This window comes from Nonomuraea sp. PA05 (assembly GCF_008086045.1).
GTDB lineage: Bacteria > Actinomycetota > Actinomycetes > Streptosporangiales > Streptosporangiaceae > Nonomuraea > Nonomuraea monospora.
This window is the reverse complement of sequence record NZ_VSEY01000068.1, coordinates 1-22,250: the sequence shown is the minus strand read 5'-3', so window position 1 is coordinate 22,250 and position 22,250 is coordinate 1. Positions and strand designations below refer to the sequence as shown.

The window sequence follows — 22,250 nt, the reverse complement described above, 5'->3', positions numbered from 1 at the left end:
GACCACTGGATTACCCGAAGTCAGGCGTGCACTTCCAGCATGGTGATCTCGGGCGGCGCCCCGACGCGCACCGGAGGGCCCCAGAAGCCCGCGCCCCTGGTCACGTACACGAGCGTGCCACCCACCGAGGCCAGCCCCGACACGACGGGCTGCTGCAGCCCCACCACCAGGTTGAACGGCGCGATCTGCCCGCCGTGCGTGTGCCCGGACAACTGCAGGTCCACGCCGTGCTCGGCCGCCTGGTCCACCTGGATCGGCTGGTGCGCGAGCAGCACCGTGGAGCGGCTGCGGTCGCGCCCGCCGAGCGCCTTGCCGAAGTCGGGCCCGTCGCCGCTCGCCGCGCCGCCGACGTCGTTCACGCCCGCCAGGTCGAGCACGGCGCCCCGATGGCTGATCTCCACCCGCTCGTTGCGCAGTGAGCGAACACCCAGCTCCTTGAGCTCCTCGATCCACTCGCCCGGGCCCTCGGGGGTGAAGTACTCGTGGTTGCCTGTCACGAAATAGGCCCCGTAGCGGGACTCCAGGCTGCGCAACGGCCGTGCCAGCGCCCCGAGCTGGGCCACCGTGCCGTCCACGAGGTCGCCCACGATCGCCACCACGTCGGCTTCCAGCCCGTTGATCATCCGGACGATCCGCTCGGTGTGCGCGACGCCCGTGAGCGGGCCCAGGTGGATGTCGCTCACCACGGCGAACCGCAGGCCGCTCAGCCGCGGGTCCAGCTTCGGCAGCGTGACCCTGACCCGCTCGATCACGGGGTCGCCGAGCGCGCTCGACATGCCGTACCCGACCGTGCTCAGCGCGCCGACGCCGGCGATGGCGGCGGTCGTCCGCCCGAGGAAGAGCCGCCTGCTCAGCGACGCGGCGCCGGGCGCAGGCGCCACCGCGACCGCCTCGGCCACCGGCGCCGCCGCGACCGTCTCGCCGGTCTCAGCCACCGGCGCCGCTGTGCCGGCCAGCACCGGGACCGGCTCAGGCTCCGGCTCGGGTTCAGGCTCGGGTTCAAGCTCCGGCGCCGGTTCCCGCCGCTCTGCCCTGCGCAGGACCGCCGCCACCGCCGCCCGCGGCACCTCCAGCACGACCAAGAGGATGACCAGGTAGAACATGACGGCCAGCCAGATGTACCCCGGCCAGGCCACCCAGCTCTCCAGCCCCATCCGCGTGCCTGCGAACGTCGCCACGAGCACCACGAACAGCGCGGCCAGCCCCAGGGTCAGCACCTTGCGCGACCGCCCAGGACGGGTCGTCCGGCGCACCAGCCGATGCCACAGGTACCAGTGCGCCAGCAACACCAGGGCCACGAAGATCAGGACGATCACACCATTGATGCTACTTCCGGCAATTACGACTTGGTCGCGGGCTTCTTCGCCGGAGCCTTCTTGGCAGGCGCCTTCCTCGTGGTGCCGCTCTTCGTCGTGCTGCTCTTGGCGGTCGTCTTCTTGGGCGCGGGCGCCCGCTCACGCCGCTCGGCCAGCAGCTCCGCCGCCCGCTCGATCGTGATGTCCTCGACCGTGTCGCCCTTGCGCAGCGACGCGTTCGTCTCGCCGTCGGTCACGTACGGCCCGAAACGCCCCTCCTTGACCACGACCGGCTTCTTGGAGTTGGGGTCGTCGCCCAGCTCGCGCAGCGGCGCGGCAGCCGCCGCCCGGCCCCGCCCGCGCTGCTTGGGCTGCGCGAACAGCTCCTTGGCCTGCTCGATCGTGACCGTCAGCAGGGCCTCCTCGGAGGTCAGCGACCGGGAGTCGGTGCCCTTCTTCAGGTACGGGCCGAACTTCCCGTTGTGCGCGACGACCTCCTCGCCCTCCAGCTCGCCCACCACCCGCGGGATCGACAGCAGCTTGAGCGCGTCGTCCAGCGTGATCGTGTCCAGCGACATGGTCTTGAACAGCGAGCTCGTCCGCGGCTTGGGCGCGTCGGCCTTCTTCGTCCGCCGCTTCGGAGCCTCCTCCTCAGCGGCCGGCTCGGGCAGGACCTCCGTGACGTACGGCCCGTACCGACCGTCCTTGGCCACGATCATGTGCCCGGTCGCCGGGTCGTTGCCGAGCTGCCGGTCGCCGGTCGGCCGCGAGAACAGCTCCTCGGCCTTCTCCGCCGTCAGCTCGTCGGGCGTCATGTCCTCGGGCACGTTCACCCGCGCGCCGTCCCTGTCGAGGTACGGCCCGTACCGCCCGACCCGCAGCACGATGTCGGTGCCCTTGACCGGGAACGAGCTGATCTCCTTGGCGTCGATCTCGCCGAGGTCGGTGACCATCTCCTTCAGGCCCTCGTCGCCGTCGGCGCCGTAGTAGAAGCGCTGCAGCTCCGGCACCCGCTCCGCCCGGTCGTTGGCGATGTCGTCGAGCACCTTCTCCATCTCGGCCGTGAAGTCGTAGTCGACCAGGTTCCCGAAATGCTGCTCCAGCAGGTTCACCACGGCGAACGCGAGGAACGACGGCACCAGCGCCGTGCCCTTCTTGAACACGTACCCGCGGTCGAGGATGGTGCCGATGATCGAGGCGTACGTCGAAGGCCGCCCGATCTCGCGGTCCTCCAGCTCCTTGACCAGCGACGCCTCGGTGTAGCGCGCCGGCGGCTTGGTCGAGTGCCCGGCCACGTCGAGCCGCGTCAGGCCGAGCGCGTCGCCCTCCGCCAGGTTCGGCAGCCGCTTCTCGGAGTCGTCCCGGTCGGTGGAGGGATCGTCGGCCCCCTCCACGTACGCCTTCAGGAACCCGTAGAACGTGATCGTCCGCCCGGACGCGCTGAACTCGACGTCCTCGCCGCCCGACGACCTGCCGCCCACCTTCACCGTGACCGACTCGCCGACCGCGTCCTTCATCTGCGAGGACACGGTGCGCTGCCAGATCAGCTCGTACAGCCGGAACATGTCGCCCGACAGCCCGGTCTCGCCCGGCGTGCGGAACTCCTCGCCCGACGGCCTGATCGCCTCGTGCGCCTCCTGCGCGCTCTTCACCTTGCTGGCGTAGACGCGGGGCTTGTCCGGCACGTACGAGGCGCCGTACAGCTTGATCGCCTGCGACCGCGCGGCCGCCACCGCCGTCTCCGACAGCGTGATGCTGTCGGTACGCATGTAGGTGATGAACCCGTTCTCGTAGAGCCGCTGCGCGACCTGCATCGTGTACTTGGCGGAGAAGCCCAGCTTCCGGCTGGCCTCCTGCTGCAATGTGGTCGTCCGGAACGGCGCGTACGGCTTACGCGTGTACGGCTTGCGCTCCACGGACTTGACCGCGAACGAGACCCCCCGCAGCCTTCCGGCCAGCTCACCGGCGGCGGCCTCCGACAGGTGCAGCACGTCGGCGCCGCTCTTGAGCTGCCCCGTGCTGGCGAAGTCGCGCCCCTGCGCAACCCGCTTGCCGTCGACCCCGGTCAGCGTGGCCGTGAAGTCGCGCGGACGCTCCTCGGGCTTGTTCGTGTCGAACAGCGCCTGAAGGTCCCAGTAGTGGGCGGGCGTGAACGCGATGCGCTCCCGCTCGCGCTCCACCACCAGCCGCGTCGCCACCGACTGCACCCGCCCGGCCGACAGCCTCGGCTTGACCTTCTTCCACAGGACGGGGCTGACCTCGTAGCCGTAGAGCCGGTCGAGGATGCGCCGCGTCTCCTGCGCGTCCACCAGCCGCAGGTTGAGGTCGCGCGGGTTGGCCACGGCGTCGCGGATCGCCTGCGGGGTGATCTCGTGGAACACCATCCGGTGCACGGGCACCTTCGGCTTGAGCACCTCGCGCAGGTGCCAGGCGATGGCCTCGCCCTCGCGGTCCTCGTCAGTGGCCAGGTAGAGCTCGTCGGCGTCCTTGAGCAACTGCCGCAGCTTGGCGACCTGCGTGCGTTTGTCGTGGTTGACGACATACAGCGGCTCGAAGCCGTGCTCGACGTTCACCCCGAGGCGGGCCCACGGGGCTCCCTTGAACTTCTCGGGAATGTCGTCGGCCCTCTCCGGCAGGTCGCGGATGTGACCGATGCTCGATTCGACGATGTAGCCGCGCCCGAGGTACCCGGCGATGGTCTTCGCCTTGGCCGGCGACTCGACGATCACCAGGCGTGTTCCGCCGGCGCTGCCGTTCTTGGCTGGCACGCTGCTTCCTACCTCGCTGTTCGCTAGCAAATCCCCCTGCCGGGAGTCGGCACAGACTGAAAGGTAACCCGACTCGCGGAAATTTCCTTCCCCCGGGCTACCCACTCGCTTCCGGGTCCACCCACAAGCACGCAGAATAAGGCCCATCGAGCGGCATGGCGCCCTGACTCACCCTGGAGACTAATCGTTGTGCTCGACTACTCCTACATGGATATCTTCATTCCACGCGATCTCACTCGCGAAGCAGCACGTCAACTGCTCACCGAACACGCAGAGTACGGGCAGTGGGAGCTCGCGCGCGTCCGCGTGCACCCCGACGGCAGCCGCCACGTGCGGCTGCGCCGTAAGATCATGCGGGTACGACGCACGCTCTGAACCCCGGACATGGCTTCGCCCGCCCCGGGCCGCGCCCCCGGAACGGGCAAAGCGTCTATGGCGGACTACTCACAGGCTGTGAGCAGGAGCCGTACCGTGTTACGTAGTAGCTGTATCCCTTACTTACGGCCGAGCCGGAACCGGTGAGCGGTCGCGAGCATCGTCACTTACGGCCGAGCCGGAACCCGTGAGCGGTCGCGAGCGTGGTCACTTACGGCCGAGGCGGAACCGGCGAGCCGTCGCGAACATCGTCGCCGAGGCGGCCAGCAGCGAGCCGAGCAGAAGCGCGAGCACCGAGCCCGAGTTCATGCCGGTCACGCCGGCGGGCTGCTCGGCGCTCATCAGGCCGACGGGCGGGACGGGCAGGCTGCGGGCGGCGGAGTTCACCGCGCCGCCGGCCGGGGTGGAGGCGACCAGGTCGGTGGCCGGGTTGAGCGCGGAGACCGGGCCCGAGGAGGCGGCGCGGCCCTTGCCGTCGACCGGGGCGGACACCGCGGTCCGCTTCGGCTTCTCGGGGCTCACGGGCAGGCCGGGCAGCTCGGGGAGCTGCGGGAGGCCGAGCGTCTTGGAGGCGTCCTCGACCGCCGGGAGCTGGCCGGTGACGTTCCCCACACCCTCGATCTGCTTGGTGACCTCGGCGACGTTGCCGTAGCCCTCCACCTGCTTGGTGACGGTGGGCACGCCCGGCACCCGCTTGGCCAGCTCGGTCGCGTTGCCGAGCCCCTGCACCTGCTGGGTGACCTCGCCGACCTTGCCGCCGACCTCCTGGGCGCCGCCCAGCACCGGCAGGGAGGGCGTGATGGGCAGCATGCCGCCCTTGGCCGCCGCGACCTTGCTGTTGGCGCGGGCGAAGCGCTCGAACCCGTCGGGACGCTCGGCCCCCGGCCGGCCGACGTGCGCGCCGCCGAGGCATCCGGCGGCGGCGTCACCCAGGACGGCCGCCGCATTGCCGCAGACGTTGATCGGGGCCGCGATCGGCGCGACCGCCTGGTTGCCGCTCAGCACGCCACCGGCGCCCGAGGTGCGGTTGCCGCCCCCGCCGATGCCGTCCTGCGCCCAGACGCCCGCCCCGCCCCTGCAGCGGGCCTCGGACAGGCCGAGCACCGCCGCCGCGTTGCCGCAGACGTTGATCGGCGCCGCGATCGGCGCGACCGCCTGGTTGCCGCTCAGCACGCCACCGGCGCCCGAGGTGCGGTTGCCGCCCGCGTGCCTGCCGGACTTGTGGACGGTCGCGCCGCCCTTGCACCCGGCGAACGCGTGGCCGAGCACGGCCGCGGCGTTGCCGCACACGTCGATCGGAGCGCTGACAGGGGCGACCGCCTGGTTGCCGCTCAGCACGCCACCCGTGCCCGAGGTGCGGTTGCCGCCCGAGCCCGCGTGCTCGACCTTCGAGCCGCCCTTGCACCCGGCGGACGCGTTGCCCACGGCGTTGCCGCAGACGTCCACGGGCAGGCTGATCGGAGCGACCACCTGGTTGCCGCTGCCGGCCCCGAAGCGCCCGTCGGTGTCGTTGCCCGTCGAGCCCGCGGCCATGTGGCGGGTCTGGTAGCGCTGGCCGGGGCCGCCGTTGTTGTTGACGGTCGAGCCGCCGCGGCAGCCGGAGAAGGCGTGCCCGATCACGGCGACCGAGTTGCCGCAGATGTTGATCGGCGCGGAGATGGGCGCCACGATCTGGTTCCCGCCTAGCACGCTGCCGTTGCCGGACGTACGGTTGCCGCCCACGCCGCGCCCGGTGTTGTTGACGACGGCGCCGCCGGTGCAGCCGGCCGTCGCGTCACCGAAGATCGCCAGCGCGTTGCCGCAGGCGTTGATCGGCGCGGAGATGGGGGCCGAGATCTGGTTGCCGCCGAGCACGCTGCCGTTGCCCGAGGTCCGGTTGCCGCCGGCGCCGCCCCTGCCCTGGGTGCGGACGGTCGCCCCGCCCTTGCAGCCCGCGTCCGACTTGCCGACCAGCGAGACGGCGTTGCCACAGGCGTTGACGGGAACGCTGATCGGCGCGTTCACCTGGTTGCCGCCGCCGACGGAGCCGTTGCCCGACGTCTCGTTGGGGATGCCGGGACGGTTCTGGTTGATGACCTGCGCGCCGCCCTGGGAGGTGGCCTCCGACTTGCCGATGGCCGCGGCGGAGTTGCCGCTGATGTCGATCGGCACGGAGATCGGCAGGTCGACCTGGTTGCCGCCCGCGACGGACCCGTTGCCGGAGGTGTCGGCCAGCGCGGTACCGCCGGCGCCGAACGACATGACTGCCACGGCCAGCAGGGCCGCGGGGCTCGATGCCTTCGCCCACGTACGCATGATGAATGCTCCTAGTGGTTCTTGGGGGGATTACCTGAACGAGTTCGCGGGCAGCCGGGAAGCACGCGTCGAGCACGTGCACAGCGGGTCCCGGATACGCGAACCGGTGGAACTTGAACTGACGTGTTTCACCCGCGGGCGGAGGGATTCATGCCACACTCCGCCGCTTACCTTGCGGATTCGGACCACCGGGACCAGGGCCGACTCAGCTTTTCGTGTCGGCTGACTCTGGGCCCTCTGAGACGTCGCGCTTCATCGCGCGCTGCGAACCGTCGTCGCCCGTCGTCCCGGGCCGGCTCGCTCGCTCATCTCGCTCGTCGAGCCGACGTCCTGGGTGCGGGGATCAGTCAGGTGAGAAGGAAGGGTCGTCCGCCGCTGTGCGGACGACGGGGGGAAGCAGGCGCGCCACGAGGGCGCGCCCGGCCTGGAGCCGCGGGTCGAAAGCAGACCTCACGGCATCCCCTGTCGCAGGCGCCACGGGACCGTTGCCGCCGCCGTTGGGCACCAGACCATCGGTGTCCAAGATCTTCCCGGCGGAGGAAGGTGCGGGCAGGCCAGGGTCCCGCTGGCTGTTGAGACCGTCGACCGTACGACCGGCCATGGCCTCGGCGTTGTCCGACGCCGAGACGCGGACGGGGGCGGTGAGCCCGTGTGGCGCGTCCTCGGACGCTCCTGTCACGGCGGCTTCCGTTACGGCGGTTCCCGTCTCGGCGGCTTCTGTCACAGCGGTTTGCGTCACGGCGGTGGCTTCCGCCGGGCCGGTGCCCGCGCTCTCTGCCGCACCTGTCGCCGCGGTGGCGTCCGCGGCCGCCGGAGCGGCGGTGAGCATGCCGAACACGAGAACAAGCAGCCACCCGGCGGCCACCAGGGCGCCAATCGCGACTGCCCGCACGACGACCCGCCGGGCACCGGCCGCGAACCGCGCCATCCGGTCACCCAGCTCGGTGGTCGGGCCCTGAGCCGGGACAGCCTGGACAGTCACGCGCGGGCGGCGCGCAGCACGGGCCTTCGCCCTCAGCTGCCGCAACACCGCCACGCGCGTCACATGCCCTCCCGAGCTCCAGAACCGGCCTCACGTCGTGAGGCCGGTCCGTGGACTCACCCCTCAACGATCCGTAACCGTAGCAGCACCCAAAGTTGTCGCAAGGCCTTTTCAGCCGAGGACCAGAAATTGGCCAACCGGCGCGGGGGCGAACCCTCCCCAACCCCGACATCCTGCTGTAGCGGCCCCCACGAGAAGCCCATCCGGGGCCCCAGGCCGGGTATTCCAGGGGGTTGCCGGGCCTGTCTGGCGTCTCTTCGGCGGGGTACGGATTCTTGGTATGACGCACCCCGCAGAGTTTGCTAACCTTACTGAGCCGACGCGGGATGACGGTCTCACGTGCAGGCACCAAGTCCGGGTGGCGGAATAGGCAGACGCGCTAGCTTGAGGTGCTAGTGCCCAGTGATGGGCATGGGGGTTCAAGTCCCCCCTCGGACACCATGAAGGCCCTGAGAATGTGCAAGACACAGGCTCAGGGCTTTTTCATTTGTGCCGCCGGAACGAGCCGGGGCCGGCGTGGCCGCAGCGAATCACCGCAAGCACGGCCGGCCCAGGTGTCGTAGGACTCGTGCAGCGAGATCAATCGGTCAACGAACTCGGCTCGGCCCTGCGCTGTGGTGCGAGCCGGTGATGTGCACCCCCGGCCCGTCCGGGACGGGAGACGACCTCTTCTACACGCGACCCGAGGTAGATGTAGCAGCCGGACTGGTCGCCGCTCTGACGGCTACGTCGACGCGTTGGACGTGCCAGTCGTCGGCGTCTTTCGCTTCGGTGAGCCACGCGTAGGCGTAGCGGATGTAGACGGGTCAGTTGTTCAGGTCGTCCGGGGTGCGTTGAGGGCTACGGGGGTCGTTCCACTTGGGTCGCTCGACGTTGGCGCCTTGCCCGAGGATGTATTTGGCGCTGGTGTTCTGCTGGAAGTCCTCGATGTCGGACTGGGCCAGGCCGAACTCTCGGGGCTGGTTGGTCGGTCTCAGGTCCGACGTGTCGTCCTGACTCGGAGCGACGCACGCGCGAGCCGGGCGCCACGTCACATGACGCCCGGCTCGTCTCCACGCGGGTGCTCAGCGTTGGTCGCGTACGTGCGACGCCTGCTCCTGCGCCTGCTGCTTGGTGGCCTGTGCCGCGTCGGCGGCCGACTCCTTGACCTGCTGGGCCGCCTCCCGCGCGGTCGACTTGGCCTCCTGGCCCAGCGACTGCGCCGACTCCTTGAGTGACTCGACGACGGGTTCGGCGTAGGCGCCCGCCTGCTCCTTGGCCTGGAGGGCGGCGCGCCGTTCGGCTCGGGTCTCGGGGATCAGCGCGGCGGCCAGGGCGCCGAGGCCGAACGCGATCAGACCGGCGGCCAGGGGGTTGCCCTGGGTGGTGCGCATGGCCTGCTGGGGTGCGGCCCTGACGGCGCCGGCGGCCTGGGTGGCGTTGTCCTTCACGACGCCCGCGGTGTGGGCGACGTTGTCACGCACGGTGGCGCCGCTTTCGGACAGGGCGCTCTTCACGTTGCCCGCGGTGTCCTGCATGCGTTCGCCGGCGTGTCCGGTAGTGCCCATGACGCGCTCCTTGAAGTTACGGGCCTTGGTTCGGATACCCGCGGTCCTGCGGCGGATGATCTGGCTCGGGCTGGTCTTCTCGGCCAGCCGGTCGACGTCGCGGCTGATCTCGCCGCGGGTCTGCTCGATCTGCTGTTTCAGTTCTTCAGATCGCGTGCCCACTGCGCGTCCTCCTTCAGTGTCTTCACGGTCTCCTCCGGCACCGGCGACACGGTCTGGAGTGTTCTGCGGCCCATGACGAACATCACCGTCGCGGCGATGCCCCACAGCAGGGCCACGATGAGGGCGGCCCATCCGGCGTCGATGGCGGCGTCCAGTGCCCAGATCAGGGCCAGGCTCAGGAACAGCGCGGTCATCCAGCCGGCGAAGCCGGCGCCGCCGAACATGCCGGCGGCCTTGCCGGCCTTGGTCGCCTCTTCGCGGATCTCGGTCTTGGCGAGCTCGACCTCCTGGCGGAACAACTTCGACAGGTCGCTGCCGAGGTCGCCGACCAGGTCGCCGAGCGAGGGCTTGGGGTCCGGGGCGGGCGTGCTCATCGATGTTCACCCTCCGGGTAGCGAGGTGTGCCCGGGGGCTGGACGGGCGGCGCCACCGGGGTGACCGGCTCGGTCGGCGCCGTCGCGTAGGTCGAGGGCGGCTCGGTCGGCGCCGTCGCGTAGGTCGAGGGCGGGTCGGCCACGGGGCCGACCGGCTCGTAGTTCTGCGTGCTTCGCGGTGCGGGGGTGGCCTCGCGTGCGATGTCCTGACGCTGCCAGTCGTCCTGGCGCTGCCGGTCGTCGCCCTGGCGCTGCCAGTCGTCCTGACGCGGCCGGTCGTCGTCCTGGGCGGCTGCCGCGCTCGCCTTGACCAGGCGTCCGAAGAGGAACCCGGCCGCGAGCGCGCCCGCCAGGAACACCCCGGGACGGCGGCGCGCGAAGTCCTGCAGCTCACCGACGGCGCCGCCCAGGCCCTGGTCCTCCAGGTAGTCCGCGGCCTTGTGCCCGGTGCCGGCGACCCGCTGGAGCACCCCCTGCACAGGGCTGTCGGGCTTGCCGCTCTCGGTCATCTCCCGCAGTTCGTCGGCCCAGTGGCGGAGGTTCTGCGCGGCGCGACGGCTCTGGGAGTCGACCTCGTCGCGCACCCGTCCGCGTAGGTGGGTGACGGCCTGGCCGGTCTGCTGCCTGATCTCGCCGCCGACCTGGCGAGCCTGCTGGGTGGCGGTGTGCGCGGTGTGGGCCGCGGCGTCCCCGGCACGGCTCACCGTGCCGTGCTCGGAGCGGGGCTCCGGGTGTCCGCTGCGGCCGGATGTCGGGAATTCACTCATCGGTGGCTCCTCTGCCATCGCGGTAGGACCCACCCTGACTGCCCTGCATATTTCGGTAAAACTCATTTGTATGGCGCGGATAAACGCAAGAAGATTTTCTTCCGCATATAGGCGATCAATACAGGGGCTGCGACGTGGGTTGATGAAGTGTTCGCGAGAACGGTGAGATCGCCGCAGAAAATTCGCGTCGTTTCGACGGGTCAAGCGGGGGCAGGAAGCGCGTTCACCAGCGCAGGGTCGATGACGGCGCTCCGCCTCACCGACCGGAAAGCGGCATGGCCCGATGCCGTTCTTTTTCGCCAGTAGATTGGATTTCGAGGGTTCCCGTCCGTCAGAGCGCGCTGCCCCCAGCCGGTGCGAGCCGCAGGGCGAGCAGCGCTATGTCGTCGGTGAAGTGCTCGCCCCGGTACGCCAAAAGCCGGTCGCACATCTCCTCCAACGGCAGCCCCCGCAACTCGGCGGCCAGCCGAGCGAGGCCGCCCATCCCCTCGTCCAGGCTGTGCGCGGGATCCTCGACAAGCCCGTCGGTGTACAGGATCAGGGTCGATCCGGCGGGAATGATCTGAGCGTGATCAGGGCGGGGCAGGTCGGGGGCGACGCCGAGGGGGTGGCCGCTGTCGGCGCGCAGGTAGCGGGCCGGGCCGGAGGAGGGGACCAGGAGCGGAGGCGGATGGCCGGCGCTGCTCCAGCACAGCCGCCACCCGGCACTGGCGTGCGACTCCAGACGGGCCAGGAGGACGGTGGCCATCGGGCCGCCGTGCAGGCCGTGCAGCACCTCGTCCAGGCGGCGCAGGATGAGGGACGGCGGCTCGCACTGCTCGTAGGCGATCACCCGCAGCATGTTGCTGATCTGGCTCATGACGGTGGCCGACCGCAGGTCGTGGCCCATCACGTCACCGACCATGAGGCAGGGGACGCCGTCAGGAAGGACGATCGCGTCGTACCAGTCGCCGCCGATCTTGGGCAGTGAGCTGGAGGGTCGGTAGCGGGCGCAGGCGCGCAGGCCGGCCACGTCGGGCAGCTCCGGGAGGTCGGGGAGGAGGCTGCGCTGGAAGTCCTCGGTGCTGCGGCGCAGGCGGTCGTAGAGGCGGGCGTTCTCGATGGCGACGCTGGCCGCGCTGGCCAGGGCCGCGATGATGCGCTCGTCGTCGCCGGTGAACGGGCCGCCCGAGCGTTTGTCCGCGAAGTACATGTTGCCGTAGACGGTGCCGCGCACCAGGAGTGGCGTGCCCAGCAGGCTGTGCATCACGGGGTGGCCGGCCGGGTACTCGCGGAAGTGCGGGTGCGACTGGACGTCGTTCACGCGCATCGGTTCGGGGTGGGCCACCAGCTCGCCCAGGAGGCCGTGGGTGGTGGGCATGCGGCCGATGGCCTCGTACACCTCCTCGGAGACCCCGCAGGTGAACAGGTCGGCGAACTGGCCCTCCTCGTTCAGCACGCCGAGAGCGCCGTAACGGGCGTCCACCAGGTCGGCGGAGACCTCCACGATGGTGCGCAGCGCCGCGTTCAGCTCCAGCTCGGAGCTGATCGCCAGCACCGCTTCCAGCAGGCGTTTCATCCGGTCGTGCAGGTCGTGGAGCTGGGCGAGGCTCTCCTGCAGCCGCTGCAGGTCCTCGGCGCCCAGCCGTCCGAGGAACCCGTCGAAAGCGTCGCCTCCCACCTGACCCCCCGAGGTGTTCTCGCCTGCCTCATGCCCCCTGGCCATTCGCATGACACCTGGTCAGAGGGCAGGCTCTGGACAAGGGGGCGATGTCGTGATCTGACGGAGGTAGAGCGCCGACGATCACGAACAGGAGCACCTGGGACATGAGCGACACGCCGCGACTGCACAGAGCCGGCACGACCCTGCTGCACAGGGCCCGCGACCTGCGCCCGCTGATCGAGAGCGAGGCGGGCCGGGCCGAGGCGGAGGGGAGGCTGACCGCACCCGTCGTGGACGCCCTGCACGAGGCGGGCGTCTTCGGCCTCTGGGTGCCGGCGCCGCTCGGGGGCGCCGAGCTGTCCCCCCGCGAGCTGCTCGACGTCTTCGAGGAGCTGACGTACGCCGACCCCTCGACGGGCTGGGTCGTCATGGCCACCACCCTGGAGAACGGCACGGCCGGCGCCTATCTCGGCGACGACGCCGTGGAGCTGCTCTTCAAGGGCCCCCGCATGCCGCTGATCGCCGGCCAGGGCACCCGGCCCGGCGTCGCCGTGCCGGACGGCGGCGGGTTCCGTCTCACCGGGCAGTGGAGCTTCGCGTCGGGGATGCTGCACGCGCAGTACGCCCACAGCGCCGCCGCCGTCGAGGGCACCCACGAGGTGCGCATCTTCATCACCCCGATCGAGGACGTCACCATGCTCGGCAACTGGGACGTCCTCGGCCTGCGCGCCACGGGCAGCGTCGACTACACCATCGACGGGGCGTTCGTGCCGGAGTCGCACTCGCACGACTTCCTCACGACCGAGCCGCTGCGCGGCGGCGCGATCTTCCGGCTCGGCCTGCTCGACCAGGCGCTGATCTGCCACTCCGGCTGGGCGCTCGGCATCGGGCGGCGGCTGCTGGACGAGCTGGCCCGGTACGCGGGCGCCCGGACCGGCCGGCCCGGTCAGCTCGCCGACAGCGACGCCTTCCACACCGACTTCGCCCGCGCCGAGGCGGGCTTCCGCGCCGCCTCGGCGCTGATCCGCGAGACCTGGGACGACGTGGAGCGCACGCTGGACGGCGGCGGGCGGCTCGGCACCCGCCAGGAGACGATGGTGCGGCTCGCCCTGAACCACATCACGGCGACGATCGGCGAGGTGGCCGGGTTCGTCTACCGGTCGGGCGGCACCACGGCGCTGCGCGACGGGCTGATCCAGCGCCTGTTCAGGGACGCTCAGGCGGGCACCGCGCACATCCTGTCAGGGCCGCAGGCGCTGCGGGAGTGCGGGCGGGAGCTGGCGGGGCTGGCCGAGGGGCAGTCGTGGGCGGTGCTTACGCTGGAGGGTGAAACCTGAGCAGGAGAGTGAGGACTCATGAGGCAACCCCGCCTGTCCAGTGTCGTCGAGCGCCGCCTGCTGGTGAACTACCGGGTGGACGCGGAGGCGGCGGCGCGGCTGCTGCCCGCGCCGCTACGGCCTCAGCTCGTCAACGGTCACGCGGTGGCCGGCATCTGCCTGCTGCGCCTGGGCGGCGTACGGCCCGCCTGGGCGCCGCGCGGGGTGGGGCTGCGCAGCGAGAACGCGGCGCACAGGTTCGCCGTCGAGTGGGACGGGCCCGGCGGGGTGGAGACCGGCGTCTACATCCCGCGCCGCGACACCGCCTCCCTGGTCAACGCCTGGGCCGGCGGGCGGGTGTTCCCCGGCGAGCACGGGCGGGCCGACTTCTCGGTACGCGAGACGCCGCGCGAGCTGCACGTCGCCTACGCCACCCGCGATGGCGGCACGCGGGTGAGCGTCGAGGTGGAGGTGACGCCGGAGCTGCGCGGCAGCGAGCTCTTCGAGGACCTGGAGGGGGCTTCGGCGTTCTTCCGCGCGGGCGCCAAGGGGTTCTCGGCGACCGCGTCGGGGCCGCGACTCGACGGCATGGAGCTGCGTACCGAGCACTGGGCCGTGGACGCCTGCCGGATCCGCTCGGCGAGCTCCTCGTTCTTCGAGGACCCGAGCCGATTCCCCGGCGGGAGCGCGGTGCTGGACTGCGCGCTGGTGATGCGCGAGGTCCCGGCGGTGTGGCAGCCGCTGCCCGCGATGGCGGTCTCCTGAGCGATGAGTTCCGTTGGCAGCCGGGGTCTGACCTTCGACAGCTTTGAACGAAGGAAGGAAGGTCTCGCCATGACCGCCATTCACACCCTGCGCCGCCCGGACGTGCGGCTGCGTTACGAGGTACGCGGCTCGGGGCCGCTACTGGTGGTGACCGGCGCGCCGATGGCGGCGGCGGACTTCGCGCCGCTGGCCGAGGCGCTGGCCTCCGATCACACGGTCGTCACGCACGACCCGCGCGGCATGTCGGGCAGCGTGCTGGACGACCCGACGCAGGACTCCACGCCCGAGCTTCGGGCCGACGACCTGGCGGCCATCATCGAGGCCCTGGGGGCCGAGTCGGCCGACGTGTTCGGCAGCAGCGGCGGCGCGGTGACCGGGCTGGCGCTGGTGGCGCGGCATCCCGGGCGGGTGCGGACGCTGGTGGCGCACGAGCCGCCGTGCGTGGAGCTGCTGCCGGACGCCGGCGAGCAGCGCGCCGCGGTGGACGACATGATCGAGACCTTCCACCGCGACGGGCTGTGGGCGGCCTTCGCGAAGTTCATGGGGAACGCGGGGTTCGAGGAGGGCGAGGATTCCGGGCCGCCTCCGTCGGAGCAGATGGTGGCCGACAGCTCGCGGTTCTTCGCGCACGAGCTGCGCGGCACCACCCGCTACGTGCCGGACGTGGCCGCCTTGCGGGCCGGGAGGGTCGTGGTGGGGGTGGGGGCCGAGTCGGGGCAGCTCGTGACGTACCGAACGTCGGTGGAGCTGGCCGGGCGGATCGGGACGACGCCGGTGGAGTTTCCGGGGGATCACGGGGGGTTCATGGCGCACCCGGAGGAGTTCGCGCAGGTGCTGCGCAAGGTGTTGTAGGGGTCGCCGCCGCATCCGGGCGCGAGGTCCGGTGGACGTCACCGCCGCATCCGGGCGCGAGGTCCGGTGGACGTCACCGCCACATCGCGCCCACCCTGGCCGCCAACCCCCGGCCCTGGGTGTAGCCGGCTTCGGCGCTGGGCGTGCGCACCTCGGGCGACAGCAGGTCGGCGCCGAACGCGGCCAGCGCGGCCTCGTCCGGCTCGATCACCTCGACCGTCCCCTCCAGCCGCCCCCATGACGGCTCGCCCAGGTCGGCCATGGGGGCGAGCACCAGCACCCGATCGAACCCGGCCGCCAGGTCGGCGTTGGTGCTCGTCCGCACGCCGCCGTCCATGTACCGCGCCCCGCCGATGCTGACGCACGGCCACACCCCGGGCACGGCGCAGCTCGCCGCCACGGCGTCCACCAGGCTCACGCCGGAGCCCGGCCCGAACAGGCGCTCCTCCCCCGTGTGCGCGTCCACCGCCACGATCACCAGGTCGCGTTCGGGCCACGAGTGCACGGGCAGCCGGGCCTCGATGACGGCCCGCCGCTCGGCCTCGCCGACCGTGTCGGCGGCCAGGGCGAGCGCGCCGATCTCGCGCCGCTGCCCTGCCGGGTCGAGCGGGCCCTGGGCGATGAGCTGCAGCGCGATCCACAGCTCTTCCAGCGACACCCCGCTCGCCAGCTCGGGCGTCTGCAGCGCCGGATCGGTCTGGCGGGCGAGCAGGTCCTTCAGCGGTAGCCCGCTGGTGACCTGGGCGGCCACGGTGGAGCCCGCCGACGTGCCGACGATCCGGTCGGCGGTGGTGACGTCCACCCCTTCGCCCGCGAGCGCGGCCAGCACGCCCGTCTCCCACGCGATCCCGGCGACGCCTCCGCCGCCCAGCACCAAGGCTCGTCTCATGGCGCCCACGGTAGCCGGGCGGTCATTCGAAGCGCACGGCGTCGTATCTCGTCGTGACGTTCAGCAGCGGAAGCGCCGCCATCGTGATGGCCATCGCCGCCAGCGCGCTCCCAGCCAGCCCGGTGGCGAGGGCGAGGCCGGGCGGCGTCCACGGGTCCCCGGCCGCCGCGGTGACGGCGTACGAGGCCGTCGAGCCCAGCGCGGCACCCATCAGGATGCTGAGCACCAGCGGAACGGCCGTCTCGACCAGCACGATCCGGCGCAGCTCCGCGAGCCGCGCGCCCGCCGCCCGCAGCAGCGCGAACGACCGGCGCCGCTCGATCAGCCCCGCCACGGCGCCGACCGTCAGGCTGCAGCCCGCTACCAGGATGACGAACCAGGTCACCAGCCGGGCGTACGTGGTCAGCTCGTCCTGCAGCCTGGTCTCCTGCAGCACGGTGTCGCGCCGGCTGTTGACGATCGCACGCGGCAGCACGATCGCCGCCCTGGTGCGGACACGTTCCTCGGCGGCGAGGCTGCCGTCGGTCCTGACGTACAGTGCCCGCACGGGCAAGCTCCCATGCCCCGGGGCCGGCTCCCTGAGCTCCCCGCTCATGACGCCGATCGTGGCGTACCGGCCGAGGCCGCGCGCCCGCGCGGTGGCGGGCAGCGGGCAGGAGGCGTTGACCACCAGCTCCAGGTCGGCGCAGGACACCGCGGAGCCTCCCCCACTGACCCTGACGACCACTGTGCCCGGGCCCATCAGGGGTGCGAGGCGGCCGGCGGGCTGTTCACCGACGTAGACCTCGATCACGCCGGGACGCAGCTCGCCATGGAAGTTCCCGCCGGGCTCCTCGCTCGCCAGCCCGGCCGCGAACGTCGCCGCGGACACGGTGAGCACCACCCCGCTGACCGCGCGGAAGGCGGCACGAGGATCGCCGGCCACGCGCCGCGCGGCCATCAGCGTGGCGAAGCGGCGGCCGAGCCGGCCCAGGACGCGGGCCGCCGCCAGGCAGAGCCAGGGCCCGGCGACCACCGTGCCCACCATGGCGGGCAGCAGGAACCAGAGGTACAGCCCCTCGTCCGCCAGCGGCGGCACGGACGGGGCGAGGCACAGCCCGAGAACGCCGGCCGCCGGCGGCAGCACCCGCCACGCCCGGGGCGGCCTCCTGCGGACGGTCTCCGGCCCGATGCCGAGCGGCGTCACCCGGAGCCCGCGCAGCGAGACGGCCGTGGTCGCCACGGCCAGCAGCGGCACCCCGGCCAGCACCGCGGCCATGGCACCGGCCGGCACGGAGACGTCGGAGCCGAGGAAGCGCACCCCGCCGTGGGTCAGGTGCGCGGCCACGAGCGGACGGACAGCGAGGTAGCCGAGCAGGCCGAGCAGCGCCCCCGCGGCGGCGGCGAGCCCCGTCTCCGCCGCCGCCATGACCGCGGTCTGCGCGCGGGTGGCGCCTGCCAGCCGCATGGCGGCGAAGCGCTGCTCGCGGCGGACGGCGGCGATCCTCGTGACCATGACGATGAACACGACGACGGGCACGAGCAGCAGCAGCGCCCCCACGCCGAGCAGCAGCCTGGCCGCGACGGTGTAGGAGTGGTCGCCGGGCGGGCCCGTCTGGATGCCTCGCACCTCCTGTGCCCCCGTGTGCGCCCGCAACTCCCGCACGCTGTGCCCGACGACGGCCACCAACTGGTCGGGATGGGTCAGCGCCGCGGGGCCGACCGTCGCGGCGATCCGGCCGGGGAAGCGGTCCCCGAGCTGGTCCGCCGGAATGGCCTCGATCAGCCGCCGCAGCGCCGGGGAGACGGCCACCTCGCCGTCGGACGGGAGCCGGTCGAGCCCTGGCGGCACCGGCGGGCGCGGGCCGAGCGCGGCCACGTGCAGCCTGAACAGCGGCTCGCCCGCGTAGTGGTCGCTGACCCCGAGCCACAGCGCCGCGTCCTGGGCGGTCGGCGGGGTCTCGGACGTCGAGTCGCGCCACGTCGCGCGGTCCGCCCGCCCCTGCAGCGCGGACTGCCCGGTGAGGCAGAGCAGCAGCAGGACGACTCCGACGCCGACCCCGAACGCGGTCAGCCCCAGCCGTGCCAGGCTCTCCCGCCCACCGGCCAGCGCCAGCCGCAGGCCCAGCCGTACGGCGCTCACCCCGCACCCGCCAGCCGACCTGACGGCCTTCATCGCGCGCCCACCGGCTGGACGACGCGGCCGTCCCTGACGGTCACGGTGCGGTCGGCGAAGGCCGCCACCCTCGGCTCGTGTGTCACGAGCACCATGCAGGCGCCCTGCGCGCGTACGGTGTCCACGAGCAGCTCCATCACCTCGTCGGCGGCCACGGAGTCGAGCGAGCCTGCCGGCTCGTCGGCGAAGACCACGCGCGGGGCGGCGATGAGGGCGCGGGCCACGGCGGCGAGCTGCGCCTGGCCGCCCGACAGCTCGCCGGGCAGCCGGTCCCACAGGCCGTCCAGGCCCAGCCTGGCCACCCAGTCGGCCGCCTCGGCCAGCGCGGGCCTGCGTGAGCGGCCCGCGAGCAGCAGCGGCAGCGCGATGTTCTCGATCAGCGGCAGTTCGGGCACGAGCTGGCCGAACTGGAAGACGAACCCGAACGTGCCGCGCCGCAGCCGGCTGAGCTCGCGATCGCTGAGCCGGTCGAGCCGCACCTCACCGACAGACGCCTCACCTGCGCCGGGCCGCACCTCACCGAAGCGCACCTCGCCCGCGTCGGGCCGCAGCACGCCGCCCAGGCAGTGCAGCAATGTGGACTTACCTGAGCCGCTCGGCCCCATGACGGCCAGGATCTCGCCGTCCGCGACACGGACGTCCGCGCCCCGCAGCGCCCGCGTACGGCCGAAGCTCTTGCTCAGCTCACGACCCTCCAGCATCACCGACCTCCTCGGCCAGGGCGGGCAGCCGGCCCGCCGCGTGTTCGATCCAGCGCAGATCCGCCTCGACGTGGAAGAGCTGATAGTCGGCGAGCAGGGCGTCCTGCGCCGAGACCGCCTCGCGGCGCATCGCGGTCAGCGCGCGCATCGCGGCCAGGTGCCGTGCCCGCTGGGCGTCGAGGAACTCTGCGGCGGGCCTGCCGGACATCAGCGCCAGCGTCACCTTGGTGAACAGCACCGCCTGGAGCTGGGGTTGCGGGTCCTCGGGTTCGGCCAGCCAGCGGTCCAAGTCGGTCACTCCCTCCGGGGTGATGGCGTAGCGCTTGCGGTCGGGGCCCGCCCCCGGCTCCACGCCGGCGACCTCCACCCGGCCGTCGCGGACGAGCTGGGCCAGCGTCCGGTAGACCTGCCCGAACCTGATCGGCTTGGCCGCGCCGAAGTGGCGGTCGTAGGCCTGCTTCAGGTCGTAGCCGTGACGGTCGCCCTCTTCCAGGAGCCCCAGCAGCGTGTAGGAGACGGTCATGTCGCTGACTATACACATCGGGTATACCCGTCGGGTATATCTGTTCCGGTGACTCCCAAGTGACTTCCAAGCCCCCACTCCTAGGTTGGCGGCCATGAGGCTCATCTACCGCGAGGAGGCCCTGCGCGAGCGGGCGCGGGGCCGCGCCCCCGCACGGATGCCGCTGGTGATCAGCGGGCCGTCCTTCCTCGTCCTGTGGATCGCGGTGGCGATCGTCGTGACGGCCGGGATCGGCGTGACCGTGCTGGCGCTCGGGCTGGTGCGCTGATGCGGCGCGTCCCCGTCGTGCTGCAGAACACCGACACCGAGTGCGGCGCGGCCTGCCTGACGATGGTGCTGGCCCACCACGGTCACCGCACCACGCTGCACCAGGTCGCCGGCCGGCTGGGGATCGGCAGGGACGGGCTGAGCGCCAGGGCGATCGTGGACGGCGCGCGCGAGCACGGGCTGCGGGCGCGGGCCTTCTCGCTGGCGCCGGAGGACCTGGCGCGGGTGCCGCTGCCGGCCGTGGCGCACTGGGAGTTCAGGCACTTCGTGGTGGTGGAGCGTTGGTCGCCGGACCGGGTGGACCTGGTGGATCCCGGGCACGGGCGGCGGCGGCTGACGCCGGAGGAGTTCGGGGCGGGGTTCACCGGCGTGCTGCTGGTGTTCGAGCCGGGTGAGGGGTTCCGGCGGGGGTCATCGTCGATGGCCGGGGCGTGGCGGCGGGAGTTCGCGCGCACGCTGCTGCGGCGGCGCAGGGGGCTGCTGGCGCAGATCGTGGCCGCCTCGTTGCTGCTGCAACTGCTCGGGCTGGCGCTGCCGCTCTTCTCCGGGCTGCTGGTCGACACGATCGTCCCGGCGCGGGCGGCGGAGGTGCTGCCGCTGCTCGGGCTGGCGATCGGGCTGGCGGGGGCGGCGCAGTTCGTGATCGGGTACCTGCGGGCGGCGCTGCTGGTGGCGGTGCGGGCCAGGGCCGACCAGGAGCTGACGGAGAGCGTGGTGGGGCGGCTGGTGGCGCTGCCGTACCGGTACTTCACCCAGCGGGCCAAGGGCGACCTGGTGACGCGGGCGGCGGGCGTGTCCACGCTGGGCGACATCCTGACCGGTCAGGTCGTCGCCGCGCTGCTGGACGGGCCGCTGGCCCTGGGCTACCTGGTGCTGGTCTACCTCTGGGACCCGGTCTTCGGGCTGGCGCTGACCGGCGTGGCCGTCCTTCAGACGGCGCTGCTGCTGTCCACGACGCGCAGGATCGCCACGCTCACCCACCAGGAGCTGGCCGCGCTGTCGGCGTCGCAGAACAGCCTGATCCAGACGATCACCGGGATCGAGACGCTGAAGGCGTCGGGGGCCGAGCGGCGGGCCGTGGACCAGTGGTCCGCGCACTTCGCCAGGCAGCTCGACGCCGACGTGCGGGCCGGGCTGACCAGGGGGCTGCTGGAGGCGGCGCTGTCGGCGATCAGGGTGACGGCGCCGCTCGCCCTGCTGTGGCTGGGCGCCTGGCGGGTGCTGGACGGGCAGCTCACGCTCGGCACGCTGATCGCGCTGAACGCGGTCGCGCTCGGCGCGCTGACCCCGCTGGGCTCGCTGATGACCGGGTTGCAGAGCCTCCAGCAGGCCGGAGCGCACTTCGACCGGCTGTCGGACATCCTCGCCGCCGAGCCCGAGCCGAGCGACGGCATCGAGGTGCTGCGGCTGCGCGGCGCGGTCGAGCTGCGCGGGGTGGGCTTCCGCCACGACCCGCGCGGCCCGTGGACGGTCCGGGACGTCTCCGTCGCCGTCCGTCCCGGCCAGAAGGTCGCGCTGGTGGGCGCGTCAGGCTCGGGCAAGAGCACCCTCGCCAGGCTGCTGCTCGCGCTGCACGACCCGGTCGAGGGCGAGATCAGGTACGACGGCGTCCCCGCCGCCGAGCTGAACCTGCGCACGCTGCGCCGCCAGTTCGGCGTGGTCACCCAGGACCCGTCGCTGTTCAACGGCTCGATCAGGGAGAACATCGCGCTGAACGACCCGGGCGCCCCGATGGAGCGGGTGGTCGCGGCGGCCCGCCTCGCGGCGCTGCACGACGAGATCGCGGCCATGCCCATGGGGTACGAGACGATCCTGACGGACGGCGGCGGCCTGTCGGGCGGCCAGCGGCAGCGGCTGGCCCTGGCCCGCGCCGTGCTGCCGCGCCCGAAGATCCTTCTGCTCGACGAGGCCACCAGCAACCTGGACAGCGCCACCGAGGCCGTCATCGAGGCGGGTCTCGGCACGCTCGCGCAGACCAGGATCGTGATCGCGCACCGGCTGAGCACGGTCAGGGACGCCGACCTGATCCTGGTGATCGACGACGGCCGGGTGGTGCAGCGCGGCACCCACGACGAGCTGATGGCGGCGGGCGGCCGGTACGCCGGGCTCGTGGCCGCGCAGGCGGTGCTGACTTGACCTTCGTCTAGGGGAACACTGGCGGCAAAGGCTCTCGGGGGATCCATTCCGTCAGGGACACACGATGAACAACATGCACCCCAAGGTCGAAGAGGCGCTGGACACCCTCCGCCTCACCCCCCTCGCCAGACGGCGGCTGCTCACCGGAGCGGGGCTGGCCAGCGCCTCGGCGGCGGCGAGCGCGCTGCTGGGCGCGTGCTCGTCCGGGCAGCCGCAGCCGGCGGCCACCGGCGGGGGGGGGCCCCCCGGGGGCCTCCCCCCCCCGCCCGAGAGGGAAGTTGTGGTGGGCTGCCCTGTCACGACGAAAACGTTCTTTACCCCCACCCCGGAAGGCGCGGAGGGAGCCCGCGCGCCGGCCGGCACCAGAACGGGAGAGGAC

Annotated in this window: 18 protein-coding genes, 1 tRNA gene and 1 pseudogene; 8 read left to right on the top strand and 12 right to left on the bottom strand. The window is 72.3% G+C overall.

What is annotated here, in order from left to right; translation table 11 throughout:
- Positions 1–20: 20 nt before the first annotated feature.
- The gene (locus FXF51_RS56075; protein WP_148443068.1) at positions 21–1,316 is read right to left on the bottom strand and encodes a metallophosphoesterase; all 1,296 of its coding nucleotides are present in this window, start codon (positions 1,314–1,316) and stop codon (positions 21–23) included.
- 23 nt (positions 1,317–1,339) lie between these two features.
- Entirely contained in the window at positions 1,340–4,063 is a 2,724-nt protein-coding gene (gene topA, locus FXF51_RS56070) for a type I DNA topoisomerase (protein WP_148443067.1), read from the bottom strand.
- Between the two features lie 207 nt (positions 4,064–4,270).
- On the opposite strand from topA, the gene FXF51_RS56065 reads away from it, so the two are divergent.
- Positions 4,271–4,438, top strand: coding sequence for a DUF5703 family protein (locus tag FXF51_RS56065; protein ID WP_236667176.1), 168 nt, complete (start codon positions 4,271–4,273; stop codon positions 4,436–4,438).
- A gap of 207 nt (positions 4,439–4,645) precedes the next feature.
- Here FXF51_RS56065 and FXF51_RS56060 read toward each other — a convergent pair whose 3' ends face one another.
- Together FXF51_RS56060 and FXF51_RS56055 are read right to left on the bottom strand one after the other, a co-directional pair.
- On the bottom strand, positions 4,646–6,733 hold the full coding sequence (locus FXF51_RS56060; RefSeq protein ID WP_148443066.1) for a chaplin family protein: 2,088 nt from the start codon (positions 6,731–6,733) through the stop codon (positions 4,646–4,648).
- Positions 6,734–7,076: 343 nt separating this feature from the next.
- Positions 7,077–7,778, bottom strand: coding sequence for a hypothetical protein (locus tag FXF51_RS56055; RefSeq protein ID WP_262380546.1), 702 nt, complete (start codon positions 7,776–7,778; stop codon positions 7,077–7,079).
- A 349-nt stretch (positions 7,779–8,127) separates the two neighbouring features.
- Between FXF51_RS56055 and FXF51_RS56050 the strand changes: the two genes are divergently transcribed.
- Positions 8,128–8,216: transfer RNA gene (locus tag FXF51_RS56050), tRNA-Leu, on the top strand.
- Between the two features lie 623 nt (positions 8,217–8,839).
- Here FXF51_RS56050 and FXF51_RS56045 read toward each other — a convergent pair.
- From FXF51_RS56045 to FXF51_RS56030, 4 genes are all read right to left on the bottom strand, one after another.
- Entirely contained in the window at positions 8,840–9,484 is a 645-nt protein-coding gene (locus tag FXF51_RS56045; RefSeq protein ID WP_148443065.1) for a DUF3618 domain-containing protein, read from the bottom strand.
- On the bottom strand, positions 9,460–9,858 hold the full coding sequence (locus tag FXF51_RS56040) for a phage holin family protein (RefSeq protein WP_148443064.1): 399 nt from the start codon (positions 9,856–9,858) through the stop codon (positions 9,460–9,462). Before FXF51_RS56040 ends, FXF51_RS56045 begins: the two co-directional genes overlap by 25 nt.
- Positions 9,855–10,625, bottom strand: coding sequence for a hypothetical protein (locus FXF51_RS56035; RefSeq protein WP_148443063.1), 771 nt, complete (start codon positions 10,623–10,625; stop codon positions 9,855–9,857). The genes FXF51_RS56040 and FXF51_RS56035 overlap by 4 nt, the downstream gene beginning before the upstream one ends.
- Before the next feature lie 331 nt (positions 10,626–10,956).
- A complete protein-coding gene (locus FXF51_RS56030) occupies positions 10,957–12,285 on the bottom strand; it encodes a PP2C family protein-serine/threonine phosphatase (RefSeq protein ID WP_222871929.1) in 1,329 nt (442 codons plus the stop codon).
- A gap of 146 nt (positions 12,286–12,431) precedes the next feature.
- On the opposite strand from FXF51_RS56030, the gene FXF51_RS56025 reads away from it, so the two are divergent.
- The 3 genes from FXF51_RS56025 to FXF51_RS56015 all read left to right on the top strand — a co-directional run bounded on the left by FXF51_RS56025 (position 12,432) and on the right by FXF51_RS56015 (position 15,200).
- Positions 12,432–13,604, top strand: coding sequence for an acyl-CoA dehydrogenase family protein (locus FXF51_RS56025; protein ID WP_148443061.1), 1,173 nt, complete (start codon positions 12,432–12,434; stop codon positions 13,602–13,604).
- Between the two features lie 18 nt (positions 13,605–13,622).
- The gene (locus tag FXF51_RS56020) at positions 13,623–14,348 is read left to right on the top strand and encodes a DUF2071 domain-containing protein (RefSeq protein ID WP_148443060.1); all 726 of its coding nucleotides are present in this window, start codon (positions 13,623–13,625) and stop codon (positions 14,346–14,348) included.
- A gap of 69 nt (positions 14,349–14,417) precedes the next feature.
- Positions 14,418–15,200, top strand: coding sequence for an alpha/beta fold hydrolase (locus FXF51_RS56015; RefSeq protein WP_148443059.1), 783 nt, complete (start codon positions 14,418–14,420; stop codon positions 15,198–15,200).
- Between the two features lie 73 nt (positions 15,201–15,273).
- On the opposite strand, the gene FXF51_RS56010 is transcribed toward FXF51_RS56015, so the two are convergent.
- From FXF51_RS56010 to FXF51_RS55995, 4 genes are read right to left on the bottom strand one after another with little or no spacing between them, the layout of a single operon-like run.
- Positions 15,274–16,089 carry a patatin-like phospholipase family protein gene (locus FXF51_RS56010; protein WP_148443058.1) on the bottom strand — a complete coding sequence of 272 codons (816 nt, stop codon included), beginning with the start codon at positions 16,087–16,089 and terminating at the stop codon, positions 15,274–15,276.
- A gap of 22 nt (positions 16,090–16,111) precedes the next feature.
- Positions 16,112–18,244 carry an FtsX-like permease family protein gene (locus FXF51_RS56005; RefSeq protein ID WP_148443057.1) on the bottom strand — a complete coding sequence of 711 codons (2,133 nt, stop codon included), beginning with the start codon at positions 18,242–18,244 and terminating at the stop codon, positions 16,112–16,114.
- Complete coding sequence (locus FXF51_RS56000) at positions 18,241–18,945, bottom strand: ABC transporter ATP-binding protein (RefSeq protein WP_148443056.1); 705 nt, start codon at positions 18,943–18,945, stop codon at positions 18,241–18,243. Before FXF51_RS56000 ends, FXF51_RS56005 begins: the two co-directional genes overlap by 4 nt.
- A complete protein-coding gene (locus tag FXF51_RS55995) occupies positions 18,929–19,468 on the bottom strand; it encodes a PadR family transcriptional regulator (RefSeq protein WP_148443055.1) in 540 nt (179 codons plus the stop codon). Before FXF51_RS55995 ends, FXF51_RS56000 begins: the two co-directional genes overlap by 17 nt.
- A 94-nt stretch (positions 19,469–19,562) precedes the next feature.
- Between FXF51_RS55995 and FXF51_RS61545 the strand changes: the two genes are divergently transcribed.
- The 3 genes and pseudogenes from FXF51_RS61545 to FXF51_RS62290 all read left to right on the top strand — a co-directional run.
- On the top strand, positions 19,563–19,736 hold the full coding sequence (locus tag FXF51_RS61545; RefSeq protein ID WP_187415118.1) for a hypothetical protein: 174 nt from the start codon (positions 19,563–19,565) through the stop codon (positions 19,734–19,736).
- Positions 19,736–21,871: a peptidase domain-containing ABC transporter gene (locus tag FXF51_RS55990; protein WP_262380545.1), complete on the top strand. Its 2,136-nt coding sequence runs from the start codon at positions 19,736–19,738 to the stop codon at positions 21,869–21,871. The genes FXF51_RS61545 and FXF51_RS55990 overlap by 1 nt, the downstream gene beginning before the upstream one ends.
- A 64-nt stretch (positions 21,872–21,935) precedes the next feature.
- A pseudogene (locus FXF51_RS62290) lies at positions 21,936–22,250 on the top strand (hypothetical protein); the annotation flags it as partial.

What these genes read in the sequence shown, in the direction of transcription:
- FXF51_RS56010 (WP_148443058.1), bottom strand. Translation starts at nt 16,089, where the DNA reads ATGAGACGAGCCTTGGTGCTGGGCGGCGGAGGCGTCGCCGGGATCGCG.
- FXF51_RS55995 (WP_148443055.1), bottom strand. Translation starts at nt 19,468, where the DNA reads ATGACCGTCTCCTACACGCTGCTGGGGCTCCTGGAAGAGGGCGACCGT.
- FXF51_RS56020 (WP_148443060.1), top strand. Translation starts at nt 13,623, where the DNA reads ATGAGGCAACCCCGCCTGTCCAGTGTCGTCGAGCGCCGCCTGCTGGTG.
- FXF51_RS56040 (WP_148443064.1), bottom strand. Translation starts at nt 9,858, where the DNA reads ATGAGCACGCCCGCCCCGGACCCCAAGCCCTCGCTCGGCGACCTGGTC.
- FXF51_RS56065 (WP_236667176.1), top strand. Translation starts at nt 4,271, where the DNA reads ATGGATATCTTCATTCCACGCGATCTCACTCGCGAAGCAGCACGTCAA.
- FXF51_RS56060 (WP_148443066.1), bottom strand. Translation starts at nt 6,733, where the DNA reads ATGCGTACGTGGGCGAAGGCATCGAGCCCCGCGGCCCTGCTGGCCGTG.
- FXF51_RS56005 (WP_148443057.1), bottom strand. Translation starts at nt 18,244, where the DNA reads ATGAAGGCCGTCAGGTCGGCTGGCGGGTGCGGGGTGAGCGCCGTACGG.
- FXF51_RS56035 (WP_148443063.1), bottom strand. Translation starts at nt 10,625, where the DNA reads ATGAGTGAATTCCCGACATCCGGCCGCAGCGGACACCCGGAGCCCCGC.
- FXF51_RS61545 (WP_187415118.1), top strand. Translation starts at nt 19,563, where the DNA reads ATGAGGCTCATCTACCGCGAGGAGGCCCTGCGCGAGCGGGCGCGGGGC.
- FXF51_RS56000 (WP_148443056.1), bottom strand. Translation starts at nt 18,945, where the DNA reads ATGCTGGAGGGTCGTGAGCTGAGCAAGAGCTTCGGCCGTACGCGGGCG.
- FXF51_RS55990 (WP_262380545.1), top strand. Translation starts at nt 19,736, where the DNA reads ATGCGGCGCGTCCCCGTCGTGCTGCAGAACACCGACACCGAGTGCGGC.
- FXF51_RS56025 (WP_148443061.1), top strand. Translation starts at nt 12,432, where the DNA reads ATGAGCGACACGCCGCGACTGCACAGAGCCGGCACGACCCTGCTGCAC.
- FXF51_RS56015 (WP_148443059.1), top strand. Translation starts at nt 14,418, where the DNA reads ATGACCGCCATTCACACCCTGCGCCGCCCGGACGTGCGGCTGCGTTAC.